Genomic DNA, 19670 nt, shown 5'->3' on the forward strand with positions numbered 1-19670 from the left:
TGGCCGCCTGTCCCGAAATCGCCCGTAAGTCTTTCACGCCCGATCGCCCTGACAATGAAACACAAGGAATGGAACGATCAGCGTAGACTCTGGACTTTAAGCGAATGTGTAAGAGCGGCGGCAATTGCTAGTCTCGGTCAAGGTTCTCGAAGAGCTATGAGCAGCCGTGATGCTTAAATACTTTGGGGTTCGGTCCCGGCATTGTCATGCAGAAGCGGGTCGAGGTAATCGCGCTTTTACCCCAGCACTAATCGAGCCCGATCAGACGGCGGATGCGGCCGACGTCGGTGCCGATGAACGACTGCATGCCGATGGCCACCTGTTGCGGCGCCATGGCGGCGACGAAACGGCGGAACTCGTCATCCGACAGCGCCTCGCCCGTCCAGTGGACGCGGCAGAACTCCTCCGAGCCATGGAAATGGCCGGCGCCGGCGAGCACGTCGTCGACATAGCGGCCGTAGATCATGCATTCGGAGAATTTGCGCGCCGCACCGACGATTTCGACCCAGTTGCGGCCATGGATCGTCTCGATCCGCGCACACAGCGCCGTCACGGTTTGGCGGCGCCAGGCAATCAGCGTCGAAATGTAGTCGTGGGTCGAAACCTCCGATGGCTCGATGGCAAGCGCCGAACCGGCATTGCGCGACCAGATGCGATGCTCCTCATGACCGTCACCAGACAGCACGCCGTCGCGGCGGAACAGCCGCACCTTGCCATCGCGCCAGAATGCGCTGCAGTCGAAAGGTTTTAGGAACGCCACGTCGGAATCGCAGAAGACCAGCACGTCTTCGCCGGCATGGGCTGATATCGCGATGCGGCGAAGCTGCTGCACATGCCAGCCGCGCAGCGGCTTGGTCTTCAGGCTGAGCCAGATGCGCCTGCGGAACAGGCTGAGCGGATCGTCGAAGGCATGCAGCCAGCGTGGCAACAGGTCCCGCTCGTCGACGATGGTGCGGCGATTGTTCTCCAACTGACGAAACAGCGCCACGTCACGATGCTCGACAAGAATATAGTGGTGCGCCACGCCGGAAACGTAGCGGTCGATTGTGTCGCACAGCAGGCGGCAGCGCTCCAAATCCGGCGCATAGCTTGCCGTCACGACCGCCGCCGTCGGCGCCCGGGGAAGGAAATCAGCCTCGGGATCAGGGCTCGGCACGAACCGGTTGTTCAATGATCTGCTCCGGGGCCTGCCCGGCGGCCTGATTTGGGGCGAGTTTTGCCAGCAGCGGGCCTGCGCAAGAATTTCTGGCCGATGACGCGCCACAGGAACAGGGGATTGCCGACCACATAGCGGCGCCAGAGACGGCCCGGTTCGATCCACAACCGAAACAGCCATTCGAGCCTGAGCCGACGCATCCACAGCGGCGCCCGCGGCACCGTGCCGCTCAGGAAATCGAGCAGCGCGCCGACGGCGATCGGCAGCGTGCAGTGGCGCGCGTCGATGTGGCGCGCGATCCATAATTCCTGGCGTGGCACGCCCATGGCGACAAGCAGCACGTCCGGCCGCAATCTGGCGATGCGATCGACGATTGCCGGCTCCTCGGCGGGAGAGAAATAACCGTCATGGATGACCACGAACCGGTGCTGCAACGCGAGCGCTGCCAGCTTCTCCGACGCCGCCTCGGCGTTGACCCGGGTCGCGCCGAGCAGCCCCACGGTCAGCGGCCTGGCGGACGCCTGCAGGAAGGCAGGGATGAAATCTGTGCCGTTGAGATTGTCCGGAAACGATGCTCCGTAAAGCAGTTTCGCCGCCAGATCGACGCCGACACCGTCCGGCAGGATGAGAAAATCGTCGAGCGCCTCGGCAACGACCGGGTCCGTATAGGCGACATTGGCGTTGTGAGCGTTGAGAAAGGTGACCTTGGTGAAGCGCCGCTCTGCAATCAACCGGGTCAGGTGCGCGACCGCATCGTCCCAGCGGATGGCAAGGACCGAGATGCCCAGGATCGATTTCAAGCTGTCGGCCCCGAAAACGGCGCGGGCGTTGTGCACATTCATGCAAACATCTCCTGGCCGACAGGCTCGAGCTTTTCCAGGCCGAGCCTGATTGCGGCATCGAGCGCCTTCAGCTGCCGGCGGTGGAAAGCGCTGCCGTCGACGTCCCCGACATCGGCCACTGCTGCTTCAAGGGCGCCGGCGAAGGCGACGGGATCATCGGTCACCACGCAATTGACCGGGCGATGGTCGATGCCGCGCAGCGAATGGCTGGTGGCGACGGAAGGCAGCCCAAGCTCGAAGGTTTCGATGGTCTTGAGCTGCACGCCGCTGCCGGAGGTGCTGATCAGCGGGATGACGGCGGCGCTGCGCACGAAAGCCTGCGCGTCCGGCACGCGGCCGACGAATTCGACGCCGGGATGCGCGGACGCGAGGCCCGACGGCATGCCGCCGGCAATCCTGACCCGGAAATCGGGCCTGAGATGCGGCACCACCTTTTCCAGGAACCAGTCGAGACCGATGCGGTTCGGCTGCCAGGTCCAGGTGCCGATCAGCGCCGCGTCGCAGTCGATGCGGCGCGGGGTTTTTTGCACCGGCGGCTCGGCGCAAGTCACCAGCGGCAGCACCGCCGAGCGGCCGTCGGAGGCGACGCCGAGCGCTGAGCGATCTTCCTCGGCCAGCGTGAAGACGAAGCGTGCCCGACGGCAGAGCCGTTCTTCCACAGTCTTGAGCAGCCTTGCCTCACGGCGAAACAGCAGGCGCTGGAAAAGGCCGCCGGCGGCAGCGGCGTTCTCACGCGCCGAACGATGCTCGACATTGTGGGCGACGAAGATCGACGGCCGGTCGCCGAAAAGCCTTTCGAAGGCGCCGGCGAACTGCACGGAATTCAAGACGTAGCCGTCGAAAGGGCCGGCGCGTTCGACGGCGGCGCGGACCTCGCTGTCGTTGACCACGCGCAGCTTGACCGACGCGAAAGTGAGGCCGGAGAGCATCGCCCTTGCAACCCAGGCGAGCTTTTGCAGCGATGAGGCGGTTTCGGTGCGCACATCGACGGCGCCGAGCACGATGGTGTTCTGCGGATCGCTCGCAGGCTTGCCCGGCCAGGTGAAGCCGATCACCGTGACCCGCGCGCCGGCGCGCCGCAACGCGGCGATGATCGCGGCATTGGCGATCTCGTAGCCCGAGGCAAGAGCCCCGTCGGGCACGATCGATGTGGCGAACAGCAGATGCATCTCACCTTTCCTAAGCGGATACAGCTAACAAAGCGCGGTGAAGCCTTGATTAAGTGAAGATATTTGGTGGCCCGGCGTTGCCGATTTGCGGGCTTGTCCACGAAGGTGATAAACGAAACGTTATCATCACGGATGCTATCGAGAGCCAAACTCACCAATCCCGGGCTGGACACGGATGATCCCTTTGCCATTGGACGGTTCGGTATCGATCGCAGGGCGGTCGCCGGGACTTGTCGCCGCTGCCGTCGAGGCGGTCGTTACGCTGCCGACCTTCAAACGGCCCGAGCAACTGCTGGCGACGCTGGCATCGCTCAAGGCCCAGGAAACCGGCAGACGTTTCGCAATCATCGTCATCGAGAACGAAGCCGAGGCGCGCGCCGGCGCCAAGGCGGCGCTGCCGCTGTTCGAGGGCGGCGACATTCCGGGCATGGTGATCGTCGCGCATGAGCGCGGCAATTGCAGCGCCTACAATGCCGGCTGGCAGACGGCTATCCTGCACTTTCCTGACTTCAGCCACCTGCTGGTCATCGACGACGACGAGATCGCCGATCCGCAGTGGCTCGAGCGCATGTGCCAGGCGGCCGAGACGATCGGTGCCGACATTGTCGGTGGCCCGCAAATGCCTGTGTTTGCCGACGCGGCCCATGCCAGTTGGGCCGAGCACCCGGTCTTTGCGCCATCTTATCGGCAGACCGGGCGGGTACCCGCGCTGTATTCCTCCGGCAATTTGCTGGTCGGCCGCAACGTGCTCACCGCCATGGGGCCGCCCTTCCTCGACTTGAAATTCAACTTCATGGGCGGCGGCGATTCCGATTTCCTGAGCCGGGCGGCACAAACAGGTTTTGTGCTTGGCTGGTGCGCCGAGGCGCAAGTGCATGAAACAGTTCCGGCCCGGCGCATCGAGGCCGACTGGATCCGTGCCCGCAGCCTGCGCAACGGCGTCATCTCGACACTGGTCGAGAAGAAGAAGCGGGCCGGCACGCCGTTCGCCGGCACCAGGGTTTTCTTGAAGAGCCTGGCGCTGCTTGCCGTCTCGCCGTTTCGCGGCGCGGCCAGGCTGGCGCGGACGGGGTCGATGGCGACGGCCTTATACCCAATCCATGTCGCTGTCGGCCGCGTGCTTGCCGAATTCGGATATGCCAATGAGCAATACCGGCAGCCTGAGAAGAACTGAACGCGCGCCGCTCTGCGCGGTCTTCACACGCGACGGTGTCGCGACCGCGGTCGCCGCGCTGCTGTTCACCGTCATCCTGGTGTCGTTCCGTCCGTTCCAGCCGGCCGGCGCCGCAACGACCGGCGATGGCGGCGACATCGTCAACCAGCTCGGCTTCGGCTCGCTTGGCGCGATCTCGGTCTTCTCGCTCATGGCTTTTGCCGACCCGCGCGTGGTGCGCTCGCTGCTCAGCCCGTCCTGGCTGCTGATGCTGGCTTTGCTGATGCTTTCGGTGGTGATGGCAACCGATCCGCCGTCTGCCATGCGCGCCGCCTTCTTCACGCTGATCGGCATTTTGACGATGGTGACGATCCTGGCGCTGCCGCGCGACGCCGAAGCTTTCTCGAAAGTCATCATCTTCACCATCGTCGTCGTAATGGGCCTGTCCTATGTCGGGCTCATCGTCTTTCCAAACGAGGCGCTGCACACTGCCGCTTCGCTGGAGCCGGAACATGCCGGCCTGTGGCGCGGCGTGTTCACCCACAAGAACATCGCCGGGCCCGTCATGGCCTGCTTCAGCTTCGCCGGGCTGTACCTCTACCGGCGCGGACAGCGGCTCTGGGGCGCATCGATCTTTTGCGCAGCGATGATCTTCATGCTGCACACCGGTTCCAAGACTACGGCCGGACTGGTGCCGTTTTCGATCCTGATCGTCGTGCTGCCGAGCCTGATCGGCATGCGGCTTGGCACGCCGATCCTGTTCGCGCTGGCCATCATCGCCGCAGCGATCGGCACGCTGGGCATCGTCTTCCTGCCGCCGGTGAAGCATCTGGCGGCACTCTATTTCCCCGACCTGACCTACACCGGGCGCACGACTCTTTGGGAGTTCGCCGGCGAGATGCTGGCGAAGCGGCCGTGGACCGGCTATGGCTTCGAGAGCTTCTGGGGCACGCCGCTGCTGTTGAACCAGGACCAGCCTTTCGACCGCGCCTGGGACATCAGAACCATCGTGCACGGCCATAACGGCTATCTCGACATCGCGGTGCTGATGGGCATCCCGGCGCTGTGCGTGGCGGTCTACACGTTCCTAGTCGCGCCGCTGCGCGATTACATGCGCATTCCCTTGCGCAAGGAGAACATCTATCTCGGCGACTTCTTCATGATGGTGGTGCTGTTCGCAGCGCTGAACGCCTTCCTCGAAAGCTTCTTCTTCCATCGCGCCGACCCGGTCTGGCTGCTCTTCGTGTTCGGCATGTTCGGCCTGAGGCAAGTGTCGCTGCGGCCGATGGCGGTTTGTGGTCCGTCCTGATCCTCCGTCCCAACAGGGCTTCCCCGCCTAGTCGCGAGGGTCTATGGGAGAACATCTTTTGGTTTGAGCATCGGATTTTGCCAAAACCGGTACCCACTTTTGGGCCCAATGCTCTGCGGAGGTTTTCCATGACGATCAGGCTTGTTCTCGCCGGCTGCGGCAATATGGGCTACGCCATGCTTTCCGGCTGGCTGAAATCGGGCAAGCTCCCTCCGGCGGCGGTTTTCGTTGTCGAGCCCAATGCCGATCTGCGCAAGCGCGCCGAAGCGCTGGGCTGCAGTGCTGCCTCGGATGCCGGCGGCATTCCGGCAGACGCGGTGCCGGCCCTCGCCGTCATTGCGGTGAAGCCGCAAGTGATCCGCGAGGTGACCGCCGCCTACAAGCGCTTCAACGATGGCCGCACCACCTTCCTCAGCATCGCCGCCGGAACGCCGGTCGCCACTTTCGAGTCCATTCTGGGCGATCGCGCGCCGATCGTGCGCTGCATGCCCAACACGCCGGCGGCGATCGGCAAGGGCATGATGGTGGTGTTTTCCAACCGGCTGGTGACCATCGATACGAAACGTTTCGTTTCTGATCTGCTCTCGGCGAGCGGCGAAGTGACTGATATCGAGGACGAAGGCCTGATGGACGCGGTGACGGCGGTGTCAGGGTCTGGCCCGGCCTATGTCTTCCATTTCATCGAAGCACTGGCGGTGGCTGCCGAGACGGCCGGATTGCCAGCCAAAACCGCCAGGCTGCTGGCCGTGCAGACGGTCTATGGCGCCGCCTCGCTCGCCGCCGAAAGCGGCGAAGATGCGGGCGTGCTGCGCCAGCAGGTGACCAGCCCCAACGGCACCACGGCCGCCGCACTTGCCGTGCTGATGGGCGAGGACCGGCTGATCCACCTGCTCACCGAAGCGGTGGAGGCGGCACGGCTGCGGTCGATCGAGCTGGGAAAGTAGTGGCTTGTCCGACGTCGCACCCAAGGTGCGGGATACAGCGCTCTACGGCGCCCCCCTCTGTCCTGCCGGCTTCAAAATTCTGCGCACTACCCCGCCCCGTACAGCATCTCGTCCTGCAGCCGGCGCAAGGCGAACAGCCTGGTGGTCGGGTCGGGCGCGGCATTGGCTGATGTCAGCAGCTCGCCCTTGCTGACCGGCCTCAGCACCTTGCCGCCTTCGAGCAGGCCGACCGGCACGGCGCGGTTGGCGCGGGCCTCCTCGACAGTCATCGTCCAGGAGCGGTAGCAGGTCTCGCCGATCGCGTCGAATGTCTCTCCCGCCGCCAGATCGCGCTTGGCCACGGCGCAGACCTCGGCAACTGGCCTCGGCAGCGGCACCATGTCCGGCTTGCCATAGAGCACGATGCGCGCGGCGGTGAGCGGCACTTCCAGCGAGGTCAGATGATAGGGCCGGAAGAAGCTGTAATAGGGTCCATGGCCGATATGCAGATCGTCCATGCGCTCGATGATGCGCGGATGCGTGGCCTCGACGATGACGAACACGCCGGGCGCCACGCCTTTGCCGATGGTGTAGTCGACGACGCCCTTCCTCGACAGGATGCCGCCGTCGGCGCGCGGGATGAGCACCTTGGCCAATTCATCGCGGTCGGCCTTGGGACCGTGCATGCCGGCAATGTCGGGCACCAGCCCGGTGGCGTTGGCGATGGCGCACATCTCGACCATGGTCTTCGAGCCATCGACGAACTCGACCAGCATGCGCGGGTTCATGTTGCGGCGCAGCGCTTCCGCGCGATAGTCGTCAGGGACGGCGTCGTGGTTGAGCGGGTTGTTCTTGCCCTTGCCGGCTGAGACGATGGTGTAGCCGAGCGCGGAGGCGAACTCGATCAGTTCCATGCAACTCGACGGCTCGTCACCGGCGCCGACCGAATAGACGACGCCGAGGCGGTCGGCCTGCTGCTTCAGATAACAGCCGATGGTTACGTCGGCCTCGACATTCATCATCACCAGATGCTTGCCGTGCTGCATCGCCATCAGGTCGAAATCGGCGGCGACGCCGGGCTTGCCGGTAGCGTCGATGACGATTTCGATCAGCGGATTGGTGACCAGCATCTCGTTCGAGGTGATGGCTATTTTTCCGCTCTCTATCGCCTCGCTGAGCTTCGACGGCGTATCGGCCTCGCGCGCCATCGCCTCATCGCCATAGGCGATGCGGATGGCATCACGCGCCGTGTGCGGGCGGCGGGTCGAGACGGCGCACACCGAAATGCCCGGCATCAGCATGCCTTGCGTCACCAGGTCGGTGCCCATCTCGCCTGAGCCGATGACGCCGATGCGCACCGGTCGGCCTTCCGCGGCACGCTTGGCGAGATCGCGGGCAAGCCCGGTCAAGGCGACATTGGTCATGCGCAAGTCCACTGCTTTTGATCTGAAGGGGAATAGCAGGGAACGGCAGCCTTTTGCCAACGAAACCTGCCGCCGTCGTCAATTTCTTGCGGCTGGCTTTCGCGCCGCGAGCGGATAGTCTTCCCAGTTACTGTTCAGAGATGAGGAGACCGCCCTGTCGGGCGGCGCCCCGACAGGGCTCTCAGGGAGGTTGAGATGACAAACGAGTTCACGCCGAAATTCGATCTGGCTGACAAGGTGGCGCTGGTCACTGGCGCCTCGCGCGGCATCGGGCGCGCTTGCGCGCTCGCCTGCGCCGGCTCTGGCGCCGACATGATCGTTGGCGTTCGCAGCGCTGCCGACGGCGCGGATATCACCGCCGAGATCGAGCGCATCGGCCGGCGCGCGCTGGCGGTACAGATGGACCTCACCGATCTGGCGACGGTGCGAAAAGCGGTCGCCGACGCCCACGCCGCCTTCGGCCGCATAGACGTTCTGGTCAACAATGTCGGGCTCGGGCCTGAAAACCTCGCGGAGAACGTGACCGAAGCGGATTTCGACCTCACCGTGAACGTCAACCTCAAGGGCACGTTCTTCACCACCCAGGCGGTCGGACGGCTGATGATCAAGCAGAAATCCGGACGCATCATCAACATCAGTTCGCAGGCCGGCACAGTGACGCTGAAGGGCGAAGCGATCTACTGCATGACCAAGGCGGCGATAAACCACCTCACCCGCTGCCTCGCGGCCGAATGGGCGCAGCACAAGATCACCGTCAACAGCGTCGCGCCGACCTTCATCTGGACCGACGGAACACGGCCCTCGCTCGCCGATCCGGACTTTCATGCACATGTGCTTGGGCACATCCCGCTCGGCCGCATCGGTGATCCGATCGATGTCGCCGGCACGGTGGTGTTCCTGGCCTCGCCCGCCGCGTCAATGATCACTGGCGCGAATGTACTGGTCGATGGCGGCTGGTCAGTGGCGTGAGCGAATGGGTCGTCTCGCTGATGGCTGCAAAGACACGTCTGGACAGTACAGCCAACGCCGCACTTTGCCCCGTCAGGTTGGCCGCGCTTATCCGTCAGGGCACCGGCAGGTGGCCGGGCATTACGAAGCGGCAACTTGACAACGGTCCAGCCTTTCAAATTGAGTGAAATCACGATTAACAGAGAACTGGCACAAGACAGATGGGCGAGACACATATGGCATGGGACGAAAGAAAGATCGGTTACGGCAAGGGCCACTATTTCATTCAAATGGGCCTTGCGCTGCTGGTGCTCGTCTTTCTCATCGCCCTGCCGCTCGCCTTTCTTCCCGAAGATATCAGGAAGTTCTACCTCAGCGAGGGCGGTCCCATCGAAGTCTTCTCGGCCGCCGGTTACCTGATCGTCGTGGCGACGCTTGTGCGGGAAATCCCCTATCGGGAGTTGCTCAAGCGCTGGTATCTCGTCGCCATAGCGATCGCGATGTGCCTGCGCGAGTTGGACTTCCATGCGCATTTCACCACCCACAACATCACCAAGACCACCCTCTACATTTCGCCTGACGTTTCGCTGTTGGAAAAGCTGATCGGCGCGACGGTCGTTATCGCCCTCGCCATTGCCTTCTATTTTCTCCTCAAAGACGGCCTCCGCAGCTTTGTGCAAGGGCTTCGCCACGGCGAGGCGACTGCCGTTGCCATTGCCGCCGCTATCGGTTGCGCCGTCCTTTCGAAGGTCATCGACGGGGCGCCGTCAAATCTCACATTTCTCGGCATCCATCTTGCCCGGAACGATACCTCGGCAGTTTTCGAGGAAATCCTCGAATTGGGGATTCCGATCTATCTGGCCATCGCGGCATTCGCGGCCTTCCCGACGCAGGACGGTCTCACAAAAAGAGCCGCCGGACAGGTCGCGCCAAACAAGCCAGGATCCGTCACCTGATTGCTCTGCCACGCCTTCGTCATCCTAGGGCGAAGCAAGGAGCGAAGCGACGCGGCGCAGAACCTAGGATCCATTCCGTGACATCGGCCGAAGAATGCAGCGGCCCAGAATTACGCTTGTATCCGCAACGGCGCCAGCTACCCTTCTCCCATGACCGGCTATGCCTACATGACCGCGAGCCAGAAGCGCGGCACGATCTACATCGGCGTCACCAACGACCTCGGCCGCCGCTTGCCGGAGCACAGATCCGGCCAGGGCTCGCGCTCTACCAGCCGCTACGGCGTGCAGCGCCTGGTTTGGTACGAAGAACTTTCGATATCCGTGACGCCATTTAGCGCGAGAAGTCGCTGAAGCGCTGGCCGCGCCAATGGAAGATCGAACTGATCGAGAAGACCAATCCAGAGTGGTTCGAGCTTTTTCGCAGAACGGGGTGGTAGCGTTCGGTTCTGGTCCGCTGCATTCTTCAGCTGGCGTAACGGCATGGATCCTAGGGTCTGCGCCGCGTCGCTTCGCTCCTTACTCCGCCCCAGGATGACGAAGTGGAGGGGTGTTTCAGCCAATCTCCTAGGTTTGCGACCTGCCACGCTCTGGTCCGCCGCGGTGCTGCCTCTATTTGCTTGAGAAGCAGGCGAGGCAAACATGTGGGATGTGGCGAAAGAGGCCTGGACACTCCTTAGGGAGAGCATCGTCGGCTTCATCAATGACAATGCCTTGAGCCACGGGGCGGCGATGGCGTTCTATGCCACGACCTCGCTTCCGCCGATCCTGCTCATCGTCGTCGCCATCGCAGGCATGGCCTTCGGAAACGATGCGGCACAGCTGGCGCTTTCGGCCCAGATGGCGGGCCTGATGGGTCCGCAGAGCGCCGAGCTCCTGCAAGCGACTATCGAGAACGCAGCACACAAGGAGGCGGGAACTCTGGCGAGCATTTTGGGGCTCGTCACGCTGCTGGTTACCGCATCCGGCGTGTTCGGCGAAATGCAGGTTGCCCTGAACGAGATCTGGAAAGTCCAACCGGGCGGCACATCGATTTCACGTCTCGTGCGGGCACGAGCTGCCAGCCTGGGTCTGGTCGCGGCGCTTGGCTTTCTGCTGCTGGTGTCCCTGGTCGTAAGCGCGGCGATATCGGCGCTTGCAAATATCATCAACGCATATCTGCCCTTTGGCACCCTCATCCTCAGCGCGATCAACGGCATCGTTTCGTTTGCGCTTATCGCGCTGTTGTTTGCGGCAATCTACAAGGTCCTGCCCGACCGCGCGCTGCAATGGCGCGACGTCGGCGTCGGCTCCGTAGCAACGGCGTTTCTCTTCACGATCGGCAAGTCGCTGATCGGCTGGTATATCGGCACCAGCGCCCTCGCATCGTCATACGGGGCAGCCGGCGCACTGCTCGTCGTGCTGCTGTGGGTCTTTTATTCATCCGAGATCTTTCTGTTGGGCGCCGAATTTACACGAGCTTATTCGGTTCGACACGGCAGCCGATCCGATCTGGAGGCGACCTTTGAAGCAAGCAAATCGCGAGCAGAAGCCGGCCACGGCGGCCATGATCGAAAAGTCTGAAAACGAAGTCTGGAATTATTTTCAGCCGGTTGCTCACTGCCTCCCCAAGCCACTTCCTCCATCAACGCCGGCGCTAAAACGCCCGGCGCGGCGCCCTGAGGCGAGCATGGCTTTGGCCGGTCGCAGCGACGCGCGAAGTTCCTTCGCCGCAGCCACCAGCTTGGCGCGGTCGCTTCCATATCTCCTGATCAACTGATGGACTTGCGCCGGGGTGATGCCGTTTTGCCGGGCAAAATGCCTTACCACATAATCCTCGCTGCCAGAAATCCGATCCCGGTGGCGAGGATAGAGCTTCGCCGCGTCGGCTGCCATGTTTTACTCTCCTTTGTCGCGTTTGCTGACGATGTATGATTGGCCAACGCGAAAGGGACGATTTCGTTGCCGCATGTGACACCAAAGCGCCTTTTCGCCGCAGCCCGGACGCATCGCCAAAGCAATCAGACCGAAGCACGCCTTTGGTTTAATCCAGACGTCGATTTTTCGAGACTCAGTCCTCTGGCGCGCGCATGATATGGGCGGGGAGAAAATATGGGCAGGGAGGAAAAAGCCATGCGGGAATTGCCAAAGAGCATTGACGCAGACGTTGTCATCGAAATCAGCAGGTTGCTCGACGACCGTGCGAAGTCGGCACCAGTGCCAGTCCACAAGCTTGCCTCAATGATCTCGAATAGTGTCGAGACCGACTTGCCGACAGCGTCCATCGAAGAGTTGATCGTTGAAATGGCCATGACCCGCCAACTCCCGATGCTGTTCGATCTACCGGGCGCGGATACGGACAACGTCATCTCGATAGCCTTGGCGCGCGCCACCTGATCGGCAGGGGAAGCTTCCCCTCGAGTGTGATTTCAAGACGCGGATCGTCTGCTCGAATTCGCCCCGCTGGCTTCGGCCGGCGGCTTTTGCTGCGTCGCCAATAATAATCGTCCCAATAAATAATCGTCCTGGCGGTCCGCCGTCGGGAACGTGTGGTGTCCGTTTGCATTTCCCTTTGAGCAGCAAAGGAGGAATTCATGAACTGGGATCAAATCAACGGAAAATGGATGCAGTTCAAGGGTAGGGCCAAGGAGCAATGGGGTGACCTCACCGACGATGACCTTGATCGCATCGAGGGCAATCGTGACCAACTCGCAGGCCGTATCCAGGAGCGCTATGGAATCGCCAAGGAAGAGGCAGAGCGCCAGGTGGATGATTGGTCCAGAAGCCTCACCTGAGTCTTCAAAATCCAGGCTGCGCCGTCGATCGGCGCAGCCTCGACATCATCCAAATTCACGCTCGCAAATGTGGTGCATGCTACGGTGGTGAGTTGATCTGCGCCAGCCGTCGCTCCCGGTTTTCGGAGCTAGCGCGCCGCTTGTCTCTTGGCTTGCACGGCGACGGCGGTAAGGAAAGCCGTTGCGGCAGTATCGCACGCCGCTCGGGACGGGCTATAGGCGAAAAGGATCAGTTCGGCAGCCCTTGTCGTAAGGCCGTGCTTTTTAGCGAAAGCAGTTATTTCGTAAGGCTTGTCGTGGTCTATGGCCAGTTCGTAGTCCTCATTCATTGCTTCCTCCCGTTTGCGACGTTCCTCGCCTTGGCCCCCTCCGCGGCGCAAGGATTAACTTCCCCGGCCTTGAGAGAGTCTACCAATTAGAGATTGCAAAAGGCCTGCGGCGCAAGTCCGCTGCTTTTTTCGCGGCCATTCTGCCAACGGAACCAAGAGCAGCGGGCCAGCATGGATGATCACTTCGGCGCTAGCCGTGTCGATCTGTTCATCAATCCGCCTGATACGGCCGTCTTGAGGGGCAGCCCCATTTTGTCCGCTGCACATCAAAAAAGATTATATGATGGCGCTGATATCGCAGGTGGTCGACGCAAGCCAATGCCGATCTTTTCAGTCAAGCACACGACCGTCTATCGCTATACGCAGCCGGTGACGTTCGGCGAGCACCGGCTGATGTTCAGGCCGCGCGACAGTTTCGATCAGCGACTTCTGGATCACGCCCTGTTTGTCGACCCCGAGCCGAAAGAGATTGGCTGGATCCATGACGTTTTCGGAAACTGCGTTGCGGTAATCGATTTCAACGGCTCGGGCGACGAACTGCGTTTCGTGACAGACATCCGGCTCGATCACACGCCGCAGCATGCGCCTGATTTCCGTATCGATGACGCAGCACTCAGCTATCCATTTTCCTATGATCCCGACGAGGCAACCGACCTCAGCCAAACCATCGAGCGCCATCACCTCGATGACGGCGACGAGATCGGCAAATGGGCACGACAGTTCGTGAGCGCCAAAGGGCGCACCGAGACCGGCAAATTGCTGATGACGCTTTGCTACGCGATCCACGAGAGCTTTGTTTATTCGCGTCGAACTGAATCAGGGACGCAACCGCCTCTGATGACCTTGCACCTGCGTCGAGGCACATGCCGGGATTTTGCGCTGTTCATGATGGAAGCGGTTCGTTCGCTCGGTTTTGCCGCCCGTTTTGTGACCGGATATGTCTATGTGCCGAACCGCGACAGCGGTTCTGTCGTCGGCGGCGGGTCGACGCATGCCTGGTGCCAGGTCTATTTGCCTGGCGCGGGTTGGGTCGAGTTCGATCCCACCAACGGCATTGTCGGCAACCGGGATCTGATCCGGGTGGCTGTGGCCAGGCATCCTGGGCAAGCCATCCCACTTTCGGGAAGCTACTGCGGCAGCGCGTCGAGCTTTCTCGGCATGACGGTGGAGGTCAAGGTGGTGAGGGGGGCCGGCAATCACCAGCATCGATAAAAATCAGCATCTTCCAATATATTCGGAACTGTTCGCGGGAGTTTGCTCGCCGGTGTCTGTCGGGATTTTACGCATTTCGCAATTCCACCCCGTTGCATGACTGTTCCAGCGCGATATTGCACCTTCTATCTCTGCCATCGGGATATCGGGAAGGCGCCAGCCCGCCGCGCCTTTCGGCATGACGGGCTTCAGCGCGAGGGGTCACGTCAGTCGTAGACCTTCACAATCTTGCGGGTACCTGGATCGACCAGGACAGTTCGGCCCTCGATTACGACGTAGCGGTACTGAACGTCCGGCACCTCGTAAAGCTCGACTGTTTCGGGCAAAGCTGTGCCGATGTTGAGTTCGACGCCAGGAAGGCTGAGTGATGCCACCGGTTTCTTTTTCACGTATTCGCGGATCACGGTGTCATGCTCGGGTTGAATAATGACGTCCTGAGCGGCAGCGGCGCTGACACCGACGAGCAGAAGCATGCCTGCCGCAGCCAATGTAAGTTGCTTTCCCATAATAGCCTCCAAGCAACCTTTAGCTGCGGTGCTTGATTGCTGCCGCGGCGGGTTGCCTAATCATCTCAACGATGCGGAGCAATTCTTGTTCCACCGGCGGTGCGCGAACCGGCTGCCACGGCCTATCGACGCCGATGTTTGGCGGCGCCCGGGAACGCCCGCTCAAGGCCTGGTTTCTTCTTGGCGGCGCGTTTGGGACTGGACAATCTGACTGTGGCCATTCTTCACACGCAGAGGGCCTGTCGCCGGCGTCGCCATAACGTTCCACGAGTTTTGCGAAGCCGTAGGCGAAGGCGGAAAGCAGCGCCAGGATAACCACTATGCGAGCGGCCATACGGGATTATAGCAGGCTCCCGCTCAGGATGATCCAGCATAAGCTGCGCTCGGCAGGCCGGCGACGCGCAAGTCCGCTCGGGAACCTGCGGCCCCATCGTCGCGGACGATGTGCGCTACCAGCCTGGTTCCGCCGTGAGACCGAGGCGCCGCTATGCTGCTGCCCAGAGGCGTCTAGGGGGCCGCATCGAAATCGATCGCAAATCCCGCGTCGATGGCGCTTCGCGCAATGAGATCGCCAATTTGCCAATCCGTGAGTTCGCAAAGTGGAAACATCTTCTTTACGGCGATGGTCACTTCGACTATCGAGACGCTCGGATTGTCGACATGATCGATCAGGTAGCGGACAATCGCCTGCCGAACATCCAATGAATTTGGCTTCTGCAGCGGCGCGGACATTTCCGGCCTACGAATGGAGCCGTGGTTCTGGGCCATCAGCTGTTTTGGCGTCGAAAGCGACGGGCACACCGTGCACCACGCATGCTGCCGCCAGCATCTCCTCCAACTCGTGGTTTGTGGCCTTGCAAGCCGGCATGAGTGTTCGAATGGCGCGGATCGCCTGCGCGATCGAGAGATACCGAGCCTTGCCTCTGGAAAGGACATAGGCCTCCGCCGCGCCTTCAACGGTGACTGTGTGAAAAGTGTGGCTCATCAACAGTTCCTCCCTGCCAACACTACGACTTTCGTCTAACATGCGGCGGCCTTCAAGCTTATGTCTGATTTCGGACAATCAGGCAGAGCGCGTCGCGTTTGACCGGCCCCCATGCGACGCGCGTCAGGTTGTTGTTTTCATGCATGTGGTAATCGGAAAACCGCTGCACGCCCTTGGGTCAGGCCCTCAGTCCCGGAGGGGCATGCTTTTGCGCGACATGCATTAGCCGAAGTGACGATGCTCCTCGTCGCCATAGGCACCGTGTGTGAGCTTTATCATTCCGGCACGGTCGACGATCGTGATCTCGCCGCGCTTGGCGTGAACCAGCCCCCGATATTCCAGCATTTGCAGGGCGGTGGTAACGCCGGGGCGCCGAGAGCCGAGCATGGTCGCCAGAAATTCATGCGTCAGCTGGATTTTGTTTCCCTCGGTCCGGTCGTGGACCATCAGCAACCAGCGGGCCAGCCGTTCCTCGATCTTGGAATGGCCATTGACCAGTGCCGTCCGCGACGACTGGACAAGGAAGGCGTGGGCATAGGCAAGCAGCGACGCGCCAAGCGACTGGCTTTTTGCCACCTCAGACCGAAGATTCTCAACCGGCAGGCACCACCCATTGCCTGCGACCTGGATGTAGGTCTCATTGGGAGAGCTGTCCTGGCCGAGAATGACGGCAACGCCTGTCATGCCATCATAGCCAATGATCCCGACTTCACTCTGCCGCCCTCCAGTCATGGTGGCGACCACCGAAGCGATACCCGCTTCTGGAAAATACACATGCTCAATCGGCTGATACGGAACCTCCAGCTGGGCTTTGAGGTCCAGTTGGACATGATGCATCGACGGCAGCAGCAGCGCGAAATCCTCTGCGGAGAGGGCTTTCAGCAGATGATTGCGAGGAAGCGACACGGCTCTCTCCCGGACGGGCAAGAGCACGTACCCTCTTACTGTCGGCTGCATCCGCAGCACTGGCGGCCGATATCGAAGCATAGGCTGCAAACACGCGATTGGCAAAACCTTCGCCACCCGCGGCCGAACTCCAAACTGAGACAAGGTGGCGGCGGTCGATCCGGCGCACCCGCGCATCCCCGCACGCTGGCCCCGCGCAGCTGCGCACAGGGCGGCATAGAAGCCCTTCCAGAAAGCCTTGAAACTGGTGCTGCGAGAGAGGATTGAACTCTGAGTTGCTGTAGTGGAATCAACAGCTTACGAGCTTTTTGTAACACTGTGACGTTCATCAAATGACCCAGGCATCAGATCGAACGCTGAGCGGCGCGAACGCAAACCGAGGCGGTATGAGCATCTGCCACCCTTACAAGAACCTTTTGATGGCGGCCGAAATTTCGGCGGCTTTGTCTTCATATGTCCTGCCCCGGGGCGGTTGGATGACAAGATACAAGTGGCTTGAGGCCAATGCCTCCGGCATGCGTTTGCGGCAGCTCCGCCGGGCGCAATCACTCTCCGGCCGGCCAGTTCATGTTTCGTCACTGCATCGAAGCCGACATCCACGTCTGATGCTAGGATGTTGCTCGAGCGGCTCGCCGGCAACAAATGAAAAGCCCGCGTCACGTAAATATCGGATCTCCTCAACTGCAACTTGGCGAGAACGATTTCAAAGACTTTGTTGAATGGCATTTCGGGAAGGTAACCGAGCGGTCCGAGCTGGCGCTGCTTGGCCGCGTTCAATCGTTATGACGGTCAATCGGAACAACAACGCGGAACGCTCGCGTCCCGAATTTTTTCCAATTGCATGGCCGGAGTGGTGGACGAGGAAGAACTTCTGTCGGCTTCGAAAGAGCGCTGGGGCGGCAAGCGACTGGCATGACCGGAAATGAGAGCCGGTCAGAGAACTCGATCGAGCCGCCGCTGTGACCCCGCCTCTACCAAACACGTGAGCATCCCCTAATTTACCCCTAATGGGTCTTCTCTGGTTCTCTCCCCCTGTCTACGTGAAAGCGAACCGTCCGGGCATTCGCCATGGGGTCAGCCACGTCGAGGGAGCCGCCGAGGAACTCATGGCGTGGGACACAAAGGGGCCGAGGTGGACGAAAGCGGTCCAATCATGCGTTGACGCGTTCGAGGGCAGAGTGTCCCCCCAAGAGGTCCGTGAAGCCTTTGAGGCGGCGGCCAAGGAGGCGAGCGTATATCTCTCGCCTGAGTAGGAGGTATCATGGCAACCCTTTGGTTCGTCCCTCCGGTGTTCGTGAAGACTGAAACGGACGGTGCCAGGCATGGTTGCAACAATGCGAGGGCAGCCCTTGAGCAGCTCAAGACGTGGACCCGGAGAGGACCTCACTGGCACAAGGCGTGGACCCTCTGCCTGTCAGCACTGGAGGGCGATCCGATTGACCCTCACGTGATCCGAAAGGCTTTCGTGGCTGCCGCTAAAGAGGCGGAGATGTATCTCTCGCCTGAGTAGGAGGTATCATGGCCATCCATTGGTTTCACCCTCCGGTCAACATCGAGACCGACCGACTTGGGCTGACATACGGCTGCAATAACGTCTAGGGTGCCGCTGCGGAATTCATGAAGTGGACCAAGCGGGGACCTAAGTGGAAAAAGGCAGTTAAGGCCTGCATGGCCGTCCATGAGGGCGAGGGCACAGCCGACGACGTAAGGAAGGCCTTCGAGGTTGCTGTCAAGGAGGAGGGTTTGCTACGCTCCTCCTCATTAGCTCACTTTGCGTGGACGCTGTTGAACACCGGATGCCGCAGAGTGAGCTGCGCTATTTGCGTGCGAGCACGACGTGAGCCTCTTGGGGGAACATCAGCTCCCCTCCAGTTGAATAGATTGCCAGCGAACAACTTACATCACCCATAATCGCTGCGATGACTGCGTCGCGGTGTCCGGCATCCATTCCGCTGACCAGCCCTGCCTGCGGAGTCGCTGCCAGCTGTAGTCGCACATATTCCTTTGACGAGGGGAATCGGATGTTCTGAGTCGTCGTGTGGATGGTCACCTGACGAAATCCCGCCCCGGCCACCAATCGGTAAAGCTCGTCCGCATCGGCGAGTGAATGCTCGGACCGTTTCGTTGCCGAAGCGCCTGGACCGAGGTGTCGATCCAAGGCGTCCACCAGCGCCTTTGCCGCAGGAGTGCGCTCAATAGCGCTGAAAACGCTAAGGCCAGTCGGCCGTCAGGCACCAGCACCCGGAACATCTCACGCAGCGCACTCGACCGGTCCGGGAAAAACTGCAGTCCGAGCTGGCAAAGAACCAGATCGAAGGTGGCGTCAGGGAACGGCATTTCGAGCGCGCTTCCCTCGTGCCAGTCGATACGCGGTCCAGCGCCTGCCGGGAGGGATCGAGCAACGGCAAGCATGCCCGTGTTGATGTCGAGGCCGACGACCTGCCCACTTCCCATACGCTCGGCCGCCAAGCGTGCCACCACGCCGGTGCCGCAAGCTACGTCCAGAACCCGCTCACCAGATTGAGGCGCAGCACGATCCACCAGGTCGGCAGCCCACAGGGCTGTGATTGCCGGGACCAGGTAGCGCTGGTAGAGTTCCGCGGCGCTGCCTTGCAGCTGCCACTGCTCCTGCTGGGCCATAGCCTCCCTCCCGCACAACGAGCCGCTGCAAAGGCCCAATCGGCGCTTCAAGCAGCCATCATAAGCGCGTGTCTGTCATACAAGCAACCGGGCCAACCGCCGGTTGGTAGACGCGACGCAGCCGGCCGCCTAGGATTTTTGCACGATCCGCGAACCGGGCAAATCCCGACCCACCCGCGCTCGGTGACCGCTTGATCGCCCCGTCGCTCTCCTGTGCGGCGGGTTTTTTTGTTTCCTATGGAACACCGGCATAGACAGGACGTTCACCTCCTGCAGCATCTTCTGTGCTGCGAGACCGGTGTCCCCTCCCGATCAGCCCGCGTCCTTCCCCTCCGTGGGGCGCGGGCAACTTCAGATGGACTCGGATTGGAGTAGTCACGTCATGCCGTCGACCTCGATACACAAAACGGAATCCGGAGCGCAAAGTCCTCTCGGTGTGGT

At 61.5% G+C, this 19670-nt stretch carries 25 protein-coding genes; 14 read left to right on the forward strand and 11 right to left on the reverse strand.

The features are described from left to right. Nucleotides 1-247: 247 nt before the first annotated feature. From AC0L18_RS24255 to AC0L18_RS24265, 3 genes are read right to left on the reverse strand one after another with little or no spacing between them, the layout of a single operon-like run. Entirely contained in the window at nucleotides 248-1171 is a 924-nt protein-coding gene (locus AC0L18_RS24255) for a DUF6492 family protein (RefSeq protein WP_473494491.1), read from the reverse strand. Then, a complete protein-coding gene (locus tag AC0L18_RS24260; protein ID WP_473494492.1) occupies nucleotides 1168-1998 on the reverse strand; it encodes a WecB/TagA/CpsF family glycosyltransferase in 831 nt (276 codons plus the stop codon). The genes AC0L18_RS24255 and AC0L18_RS24260 overlap by 4 nt, the downstream gene beginning before the upstream one ends. Further along, nucleotides 1995-3167: a glycosyltransferase gene (locus AC0L18_RS24265; RefSeq protein WP_473494493.1), complete on the reverse strand. Its 1173-nt coding sequence runs from the start codon at nucleotides 3165-3167 to the stop codon at nucleotides 1995-1997. The genes AC0L18_RS24260 and AC0L18_RS24265 overlap by 4 nt, the downstream gene beginning before the upstream one ends. 175 nt (nucleotides 3168-3342) lie before the next feature. Here AC0L18_RS24265 and AC0L18_RS24270 point away from each other — a divergent pair, with 175 nt between their 5' ends. From AC0L18_RS24270 to proC, 3 genes are all read left to right on the forward strand, one after another. Continuing rightward, nucleotides 3343-4341 carry a glycosyltransferase family 2 protein gene (locus AC0L18_RS24270; protein WP_473494494.1) on the forward strand — a complete coding sequence of 333 codons (999 nt, stop codon included), beginning with the start codon at nucleotides 3343-3345 and terminating at the stop codon, nucleotides 4339-4341. Then, nucleotides 4310-5629: an O-antigen ligase family protein gene (locus tag AC0L18_RS24275; RefSeq protein ID WP_473494495.1), complete on the forward strand. Its 1320-nt coding sequence runs from the start codon at nucleotides 4310-4312 to the stop codon at nucleotides 5627-5629. Before AC0L18_RS24270 ends, AC0L18_RS24275 begins: the two co-directional genes overlap by 32 nt. 128 nt (nucleotides 5630-5757) lie before the next feature. Beyond that, nucleotides 5758-6573: a pyrroline-5-carboxylate reductase gene (proC, locus tag AC0L18_RS24280; RefSeq protein WP_473494496.1), complete on the forward strand. Its 816-nt coding sequence runs from the start codon at nucleotides 5758-5760 to the stop codon at nucleotides 6571-6573. Between the two features lie 86 nt (nucleotides 6574-6659). On the opposite strand, the gene AC0L18_RS24285 is transcribed toward proC, so the two are convergent. Then, nucleotides 6660-7976, reverse strand: a complete 1317-nt coding sequence (locus AC0L18_RS24285) for an NAD(P)H-dependent oxidoreductase (protein WP_473494497.1) — start codon at nucleotides 7974-7976, stop codon at nucleotides 6660-6662. 195 nt (nucleotides 7977-8171) lie between these two features. On the opposite strand from AC0L18_RS24285, the gene AC0L18_RS24290 reads away from it, so the two are divergent. The 4 genes from AC0L18_RS24290 (at nucleotide 8172) to AC0L18_RS24305 (ending at nucleotide 11440) form a co-directional block, all read left to right on the forward strand. Then, entirely contained in the window at nucleotides 8172-8945 is a 774-nt protein-coding gene (locus tag AC0L18_RS24290) for an SDR family NAD(P)-dependent oxidoreductase (RefSeq protein WP_091595146.1), read from the forward strand. 215 nt (nucleotides 8946-9160) lie between these two features. Next, nucleotides 9161-9880 carry a hypothetical protein gene (locus AC0L18_RS24295; RefSeq protein WP_473494498.1) on the forward strand — a complete coding sequence of 240 codons (720 nt, stop codon included), beginning with the start codon at nucleotides 9161-9163 and terminating at the stop codon, nucleotides 9878-9880. Nucleotides 9881-10048: 168 nt separating this feature from the next. Continuing rightward, on the forward strand, nucleotides 10049-10231 hold the full coding sequence (locus tag AC0L18_RS24300) for a GIY-YIG nuclease family protein (protein WP_473494499.1): 183 nt from the start codon (nucleotides 10049-10051) through the stop codon (nucleotides 10229-10231). A 288-nt stretch (nucleotides 10232-10519) separates the two neighbouring features. Beyond that, nucleotides 10520-11440, forward strand: a complete 921-nt coding sequence (locus AC0L18_RS24305) for a YihY/virulence factor BrkB family protein (protein WP_473494500.1) — start codon at nucleotides 10520-10522, stop codon at nucleotides 11438-11440. A gap of 33 nt (nucleotides 11441-11473) precedes the next feature. Here the strand turns inward: AC0L18_RS24305 and AC0L18_RS24310 are convergent, their stop codons facing one another. Further along, on the reverse strand, nucleotides 11474-11752 hold the full coding sequence (locus tag AC0L18_RS24310; protein ID WP_473494501.1) for a DUF3606 domain-containing protein: 279 nt from the start codon (nucleotides 11750-11752) through the stop codon (nucleotides 11474-11476). 216 nt (nucleotides 11753-11968) lie between these two features. Here AC0L18_RS24310 and AC0L18_RS24315 point away from each other — a divergent pair, with 216 nt between their 5' ends. Together AC0L18_RS24315 and AC0L18_RS24320 are read left to right on the forward strand one after the other, a co-directional pair. After that, a complete protein-coding gene (locus AC0L18_RS24315) occupies nucleotides 11969-12253 on the forward strand; it encodes a hypothetical protein (RefSeq protein WP_236473004.1) in 285 nt (94 codons plus the stop codon). 197 nt (nucleotides 12254-12450) lie between these two features. Further along, on the forward strand, nucleotides 12451-12651 hold the full coding sequence (locus AC0L18_RS24320; protein ID WP_473494502.1) for a CsbD family protein: 201 nt from the start codon (nucleotides 12451-12453) through the stop codon (nucleotides 12649-12651). 128 nt (nucleotides 12652-12779) lie between these two features. On the opposite strand, the gene AC0L18_RS24325 is transcribed toward AC0L18_RS24320, so the two are convergent. Further along, nucleotides 12780-12980, reverse strand: a complete 201-nt coding sequence (locus tag AC0L18_RS24325) for a hypothetical protein (RefSeq protein ID WP_473494503.1) — start codon at nucleotides 12978-12980, stop codon at nucleotides 12780-12782. A 318-nt stretch (nucleotides 12981-13298) separates the two neighbouring features. Here AC0L18_RS24325 and AC0L18_RS24330 point away from each other — a divergent pair, with 318 nt between their 5' ends. Next, complete coding sequence (locus AC0L18_RS24330) at nucleotides 13299-14192, forward strand: transglutaminase family protein (RefSeq protein WP_473494504.1); 894 nt, start codon at nucleotides 13299-13301, stop codon at nucleotides 14190-14192. Between the two features lie 206 nt (nucleotides 14193-14398). Here the strand turns inward: AC0L18_RS24330 and AC0L18_RS24335 are convergent, their stop codons facing one another. The 4 genes from AC0L18_RS24335 to AC0L18_RS24350 form a co-directional block, all read right to left on the reverse strand. Then, nucleotides 14399-14698: a DUF1236 domain-containing protein gene (locus AC0L18_RS24335; RefSeq protein ID WP_077379707.1), complete on the reverse strand. Its 300-nt coding sequence runs from the start codon at nucleotides 14696-14698 to the stop codon at nucleotides 14399-14401. A 507-nt stretch (nucleotides 14699-15205) separates the two neighbouring features. Beyond that, nucleotides 15206-15430, reverse strand: coding sequence for a hypothetical protein (locus AC0L18_RS24340; protein WP_473494505.1), 225 nt, complete (start codon nucleotides 15428-15430; stop codon nucleotides 15206-15208). Between the two features lie 7 nt (nucleotides 15431-15437). Next, a complete protein-coding gene (locus AC0L18_RS24345) occupies nucleotides 15438-15683 on the reverse strand; it encodes a hypothetical protein (RefSeq protein ID WP_287056042.1) in 246 nt (81 codons plus the stop codon). 222 nt (nucleotides 15684-15905) lie between these two features. Next, nucleotides 15906-16589, reverse strand: a complete 684-nt coding sequence (locus AC0L18_RS24350) for a Crp/Fnr family transcriptional regulator (RefSeq protein ID WP_473494506.1) — start codon at nucleotides 16587-16589, stop codon at nucleotides 15906-15908. 763 nt (nucleotides 16590-17352) lie between these two features. On the opposite strand from AC0L18_RS24350, the gene AC0L18_RS24355 reads away from it, so the two are divergent. The 4 genes from AC0L18_RS24355 (at nucleotide 17353) to AC0L18_RS24370 (ending at nucleotide 18500) form a co-directional block, all read left to right on the forward strand. Then, nucleotides 17353-17505: a hypothetical protein gene (locus tag AC0L18_RS24355; protein WP_473494507.1), complete on the forward strand. Its 153-nt coding sequence runs from the start codon at nucleotides 17353-17355 to the stop codon at nucleotides 17503-17505. 91 nt (nucleotides 17506-17596) lie between these two features. Next, nucleotides 17597-17842, forward strand: a complete 246-nt coding sequence (locus AC0L18_RS24360; protein WP_473494508.1) for a DUF982 domain-containing protein — start codon at nucleotides 17597-17599, stop codon at nucleotides 17840-17842. A gap of 8 nt (nucleotides 17843-17850) precedes the next feature. Continuing rightward, nucleotides 17851-18099 carry a DUF982 domain-containing protein gene (locus AC0L18_RS24365; RefSeq protein WP_353682288.1) on the forward strand — a complete coding sequence of 83 codons (249 nt, stop codon included), beginning with the start codon at nucleotides 17851-17853 and terminating at the stop codon, nucleotides 18097-18099. Between the two features lie 107 nt (nucleotides 18100-18206). After that, complete coding sequence (locus tag AC0L18_RS24370) at nucleotides 18207-18500, forward strand: DUF982 domain-containing protein (protein ID WP_473494509.1); 294 nt, start codon at nucleotides 18207-18209, stop codon at nucleotides 18498-18500. A gap of 135 nt (nucleotides 18501-18635) precedes the next feature. Here the strand turns inward: AC0L18_RS24370 and AC0L18_RS24375 are convergent, their stop codons facing one another. Continuing rightward, nucleotides 18636-19229, reverse strand: coding sequence for a methyltransferase domain-containing protein (locus tag AC0L18_RS24375; protein WP_473494510.1), 594 nt, complete (start codon nucleotides 19227-19229; stop codon nucleotides 18636-18638). Nucleotides 19230-19670 lie beyond the last annotated feature (441 nt).

It is taken from the genome of Mesorhizobium sp. WSM4819, assembly GCF_055811215.1.

Excerpts from the sequence above, each read along its gene's own strand:
- AC0L18_RS24260 (WP_473494492.1), bottom strand. The coding sequence starts at position 1,998 with ATGAATGTGCACAACGCCCGCGCCGTTTTCGGGGCCGACAGCTTGAAA.
- AC0L18_RS24265 (WP_473494493.1), bottom strand. The coding sequence starts at position 3,167 with ATGCATCTGCTGTTCGCCACATCGATCGTGCCCGACGGGGCTCTTGCC.
- AC0L18_RS24270 (WP_473494494.1), top strand. The coding sequence starts at position 3,343 with ATGATCCCTTTGCCATTGGACGGTTCGGTATCGATCGCAGGGCGGTCG.
- AC0L18_RS24275 (WP_473494495.1), top strand. The coding sequence starts at position 4,310 with ATGAGCAATACCGGCAGCCTGAGAAGAACTGAACGCGCGCCGCTCTGC.
- proC (WP_473494496.1), top strand. The coding sequence starts at position 5,758 with ATGACGATCAGGCTTGTTCTCGCCGGCTGCGGCAATATGGGCTACGCC.
- AC0L18_RS24285 (WP_473494497.1), bottom strand. The coding sequence starts at position 7,976 with ATGACCAATGTCGCCTTGACCGGGCTTGCCCGCGATCTCGCCAAGCGT.
- AC0L18_RS24290 (WP_091595146.1), top strand. The coding sequence starts at position 8,172 with ATGACAAACGAGTTCACGCCGAAATTCGATCTGGCTGACAAGGTGGCG.
- AC0L18_RS24295 (WP_473494498.1), top strand. The coding sequence starts at position 9,161 with ATGGCATGGGACGAAAGAAAGATCGGTTACGGCAAGGGCCACTATTTC.
- AC0L18_RS24300 (WP_473494499.1), top strand. The coding sequence starts at position 10,049 with ATGACCGCGAGCCAGAAGCGCGGCACGATCTACATCGGCGTCACCAAC.
- AC0L18_RS24305 (WP_473494500.1), top strand. The coding sequence starts at position 10,520 with ATGTGGGATGTGGCGAAAGAGGCCTGGACACTCCTTAGGGAGAGCATC.
- AC0L18_RS24310 (WP_473494501.1), bottom strand. The coding sequence starts at position 11,752 with ATGGCAGCCGACGCGGCGAAGCTCTATCCTCGCCACCGGGATCGGATT.
- AC0L18_RS24315 (WP_236473004.1), top strand. The coding sequence starts at position 11,969 with ATGGGCAGGGAGGAAAAAGCCATGCGGGAATTGCCAAAGAGCATTGAC.
- AC0L18_RS24320 (WP_473494502.1), top strand. The coding sequence starts at position 12,451 with ATGAACTGGGATCAAATCAACGGAAAATGGATGCAGTTCAAGGGTAGG.
- AC0L18_RS24325 (WP_473494503.1), bottom strand. The coding sequence starts at position 12,980 with ATGAATGAGGACTACGAACTGGCCATAGACCACGACAAGCCTTACGAA.
- AC0L18_RS24330 (WP_473494504.1), top strand. The coding sequence starts at position 13,299 with ATGCCGATCTTTTCAGTCAAGCACACGACCGTCTATCGCTATACGCAG.
- AC0L18_RS24335 (WP_077379707.1), bottom strand. The coding sequence starts at position 14,698 with ATGGGAAAGCAACTTACATTGGCTGCGGCAGGCATGCTTCTGCTCGTC.
- AC0L18_RS24340 (WP_473494505.1), bottom strand. The coding sequence starts at position 15,430 with ATGTCCGCGCCGCTGCAGAAGCCAAATTCATTGGATGTTCGGCAGGCG.
- AC0L18_RS24345 (WP_287056042.1), bottom strand. The coding sequence starts at position 15,683 with ATGAGCCACACTTTTCACACAGTCACCGTTGAAGGCGCGGCGGAGGCC.
- AC0L18_RS24360 (WP_473494508.1), top strand. The coding sequence starts at position 17,597 with ATGGGTCTTCTCTGGTTCTCTCCCCCTGTCTACGTGAAAGCGAACCGT.
- AC0L18_RS24365 (WP_353682288.1), top strand. The coding sequence starts at position 17,851 with ATGGCAACCCTTTGGTTCGTCCCTCCGGTGTTCGTGAAGACTGAAACG.
- AC0L18_RS24370 (WP_473494509.1), top strand. The coding sequence starts at position 18,207 with ATGAAGTGGACCAAGCGGGGACCTAAGTGGAAAAAGGCAGTTAAGGCC.
- AC0L18_RS24375 (WP_473494510.1), bottom strand. The coding sequence starts at position 19,229 with ATGGCCCAGCAGGAGCAGTGGCAGCTGCAAGGCAGCGCCGCGGAACTC.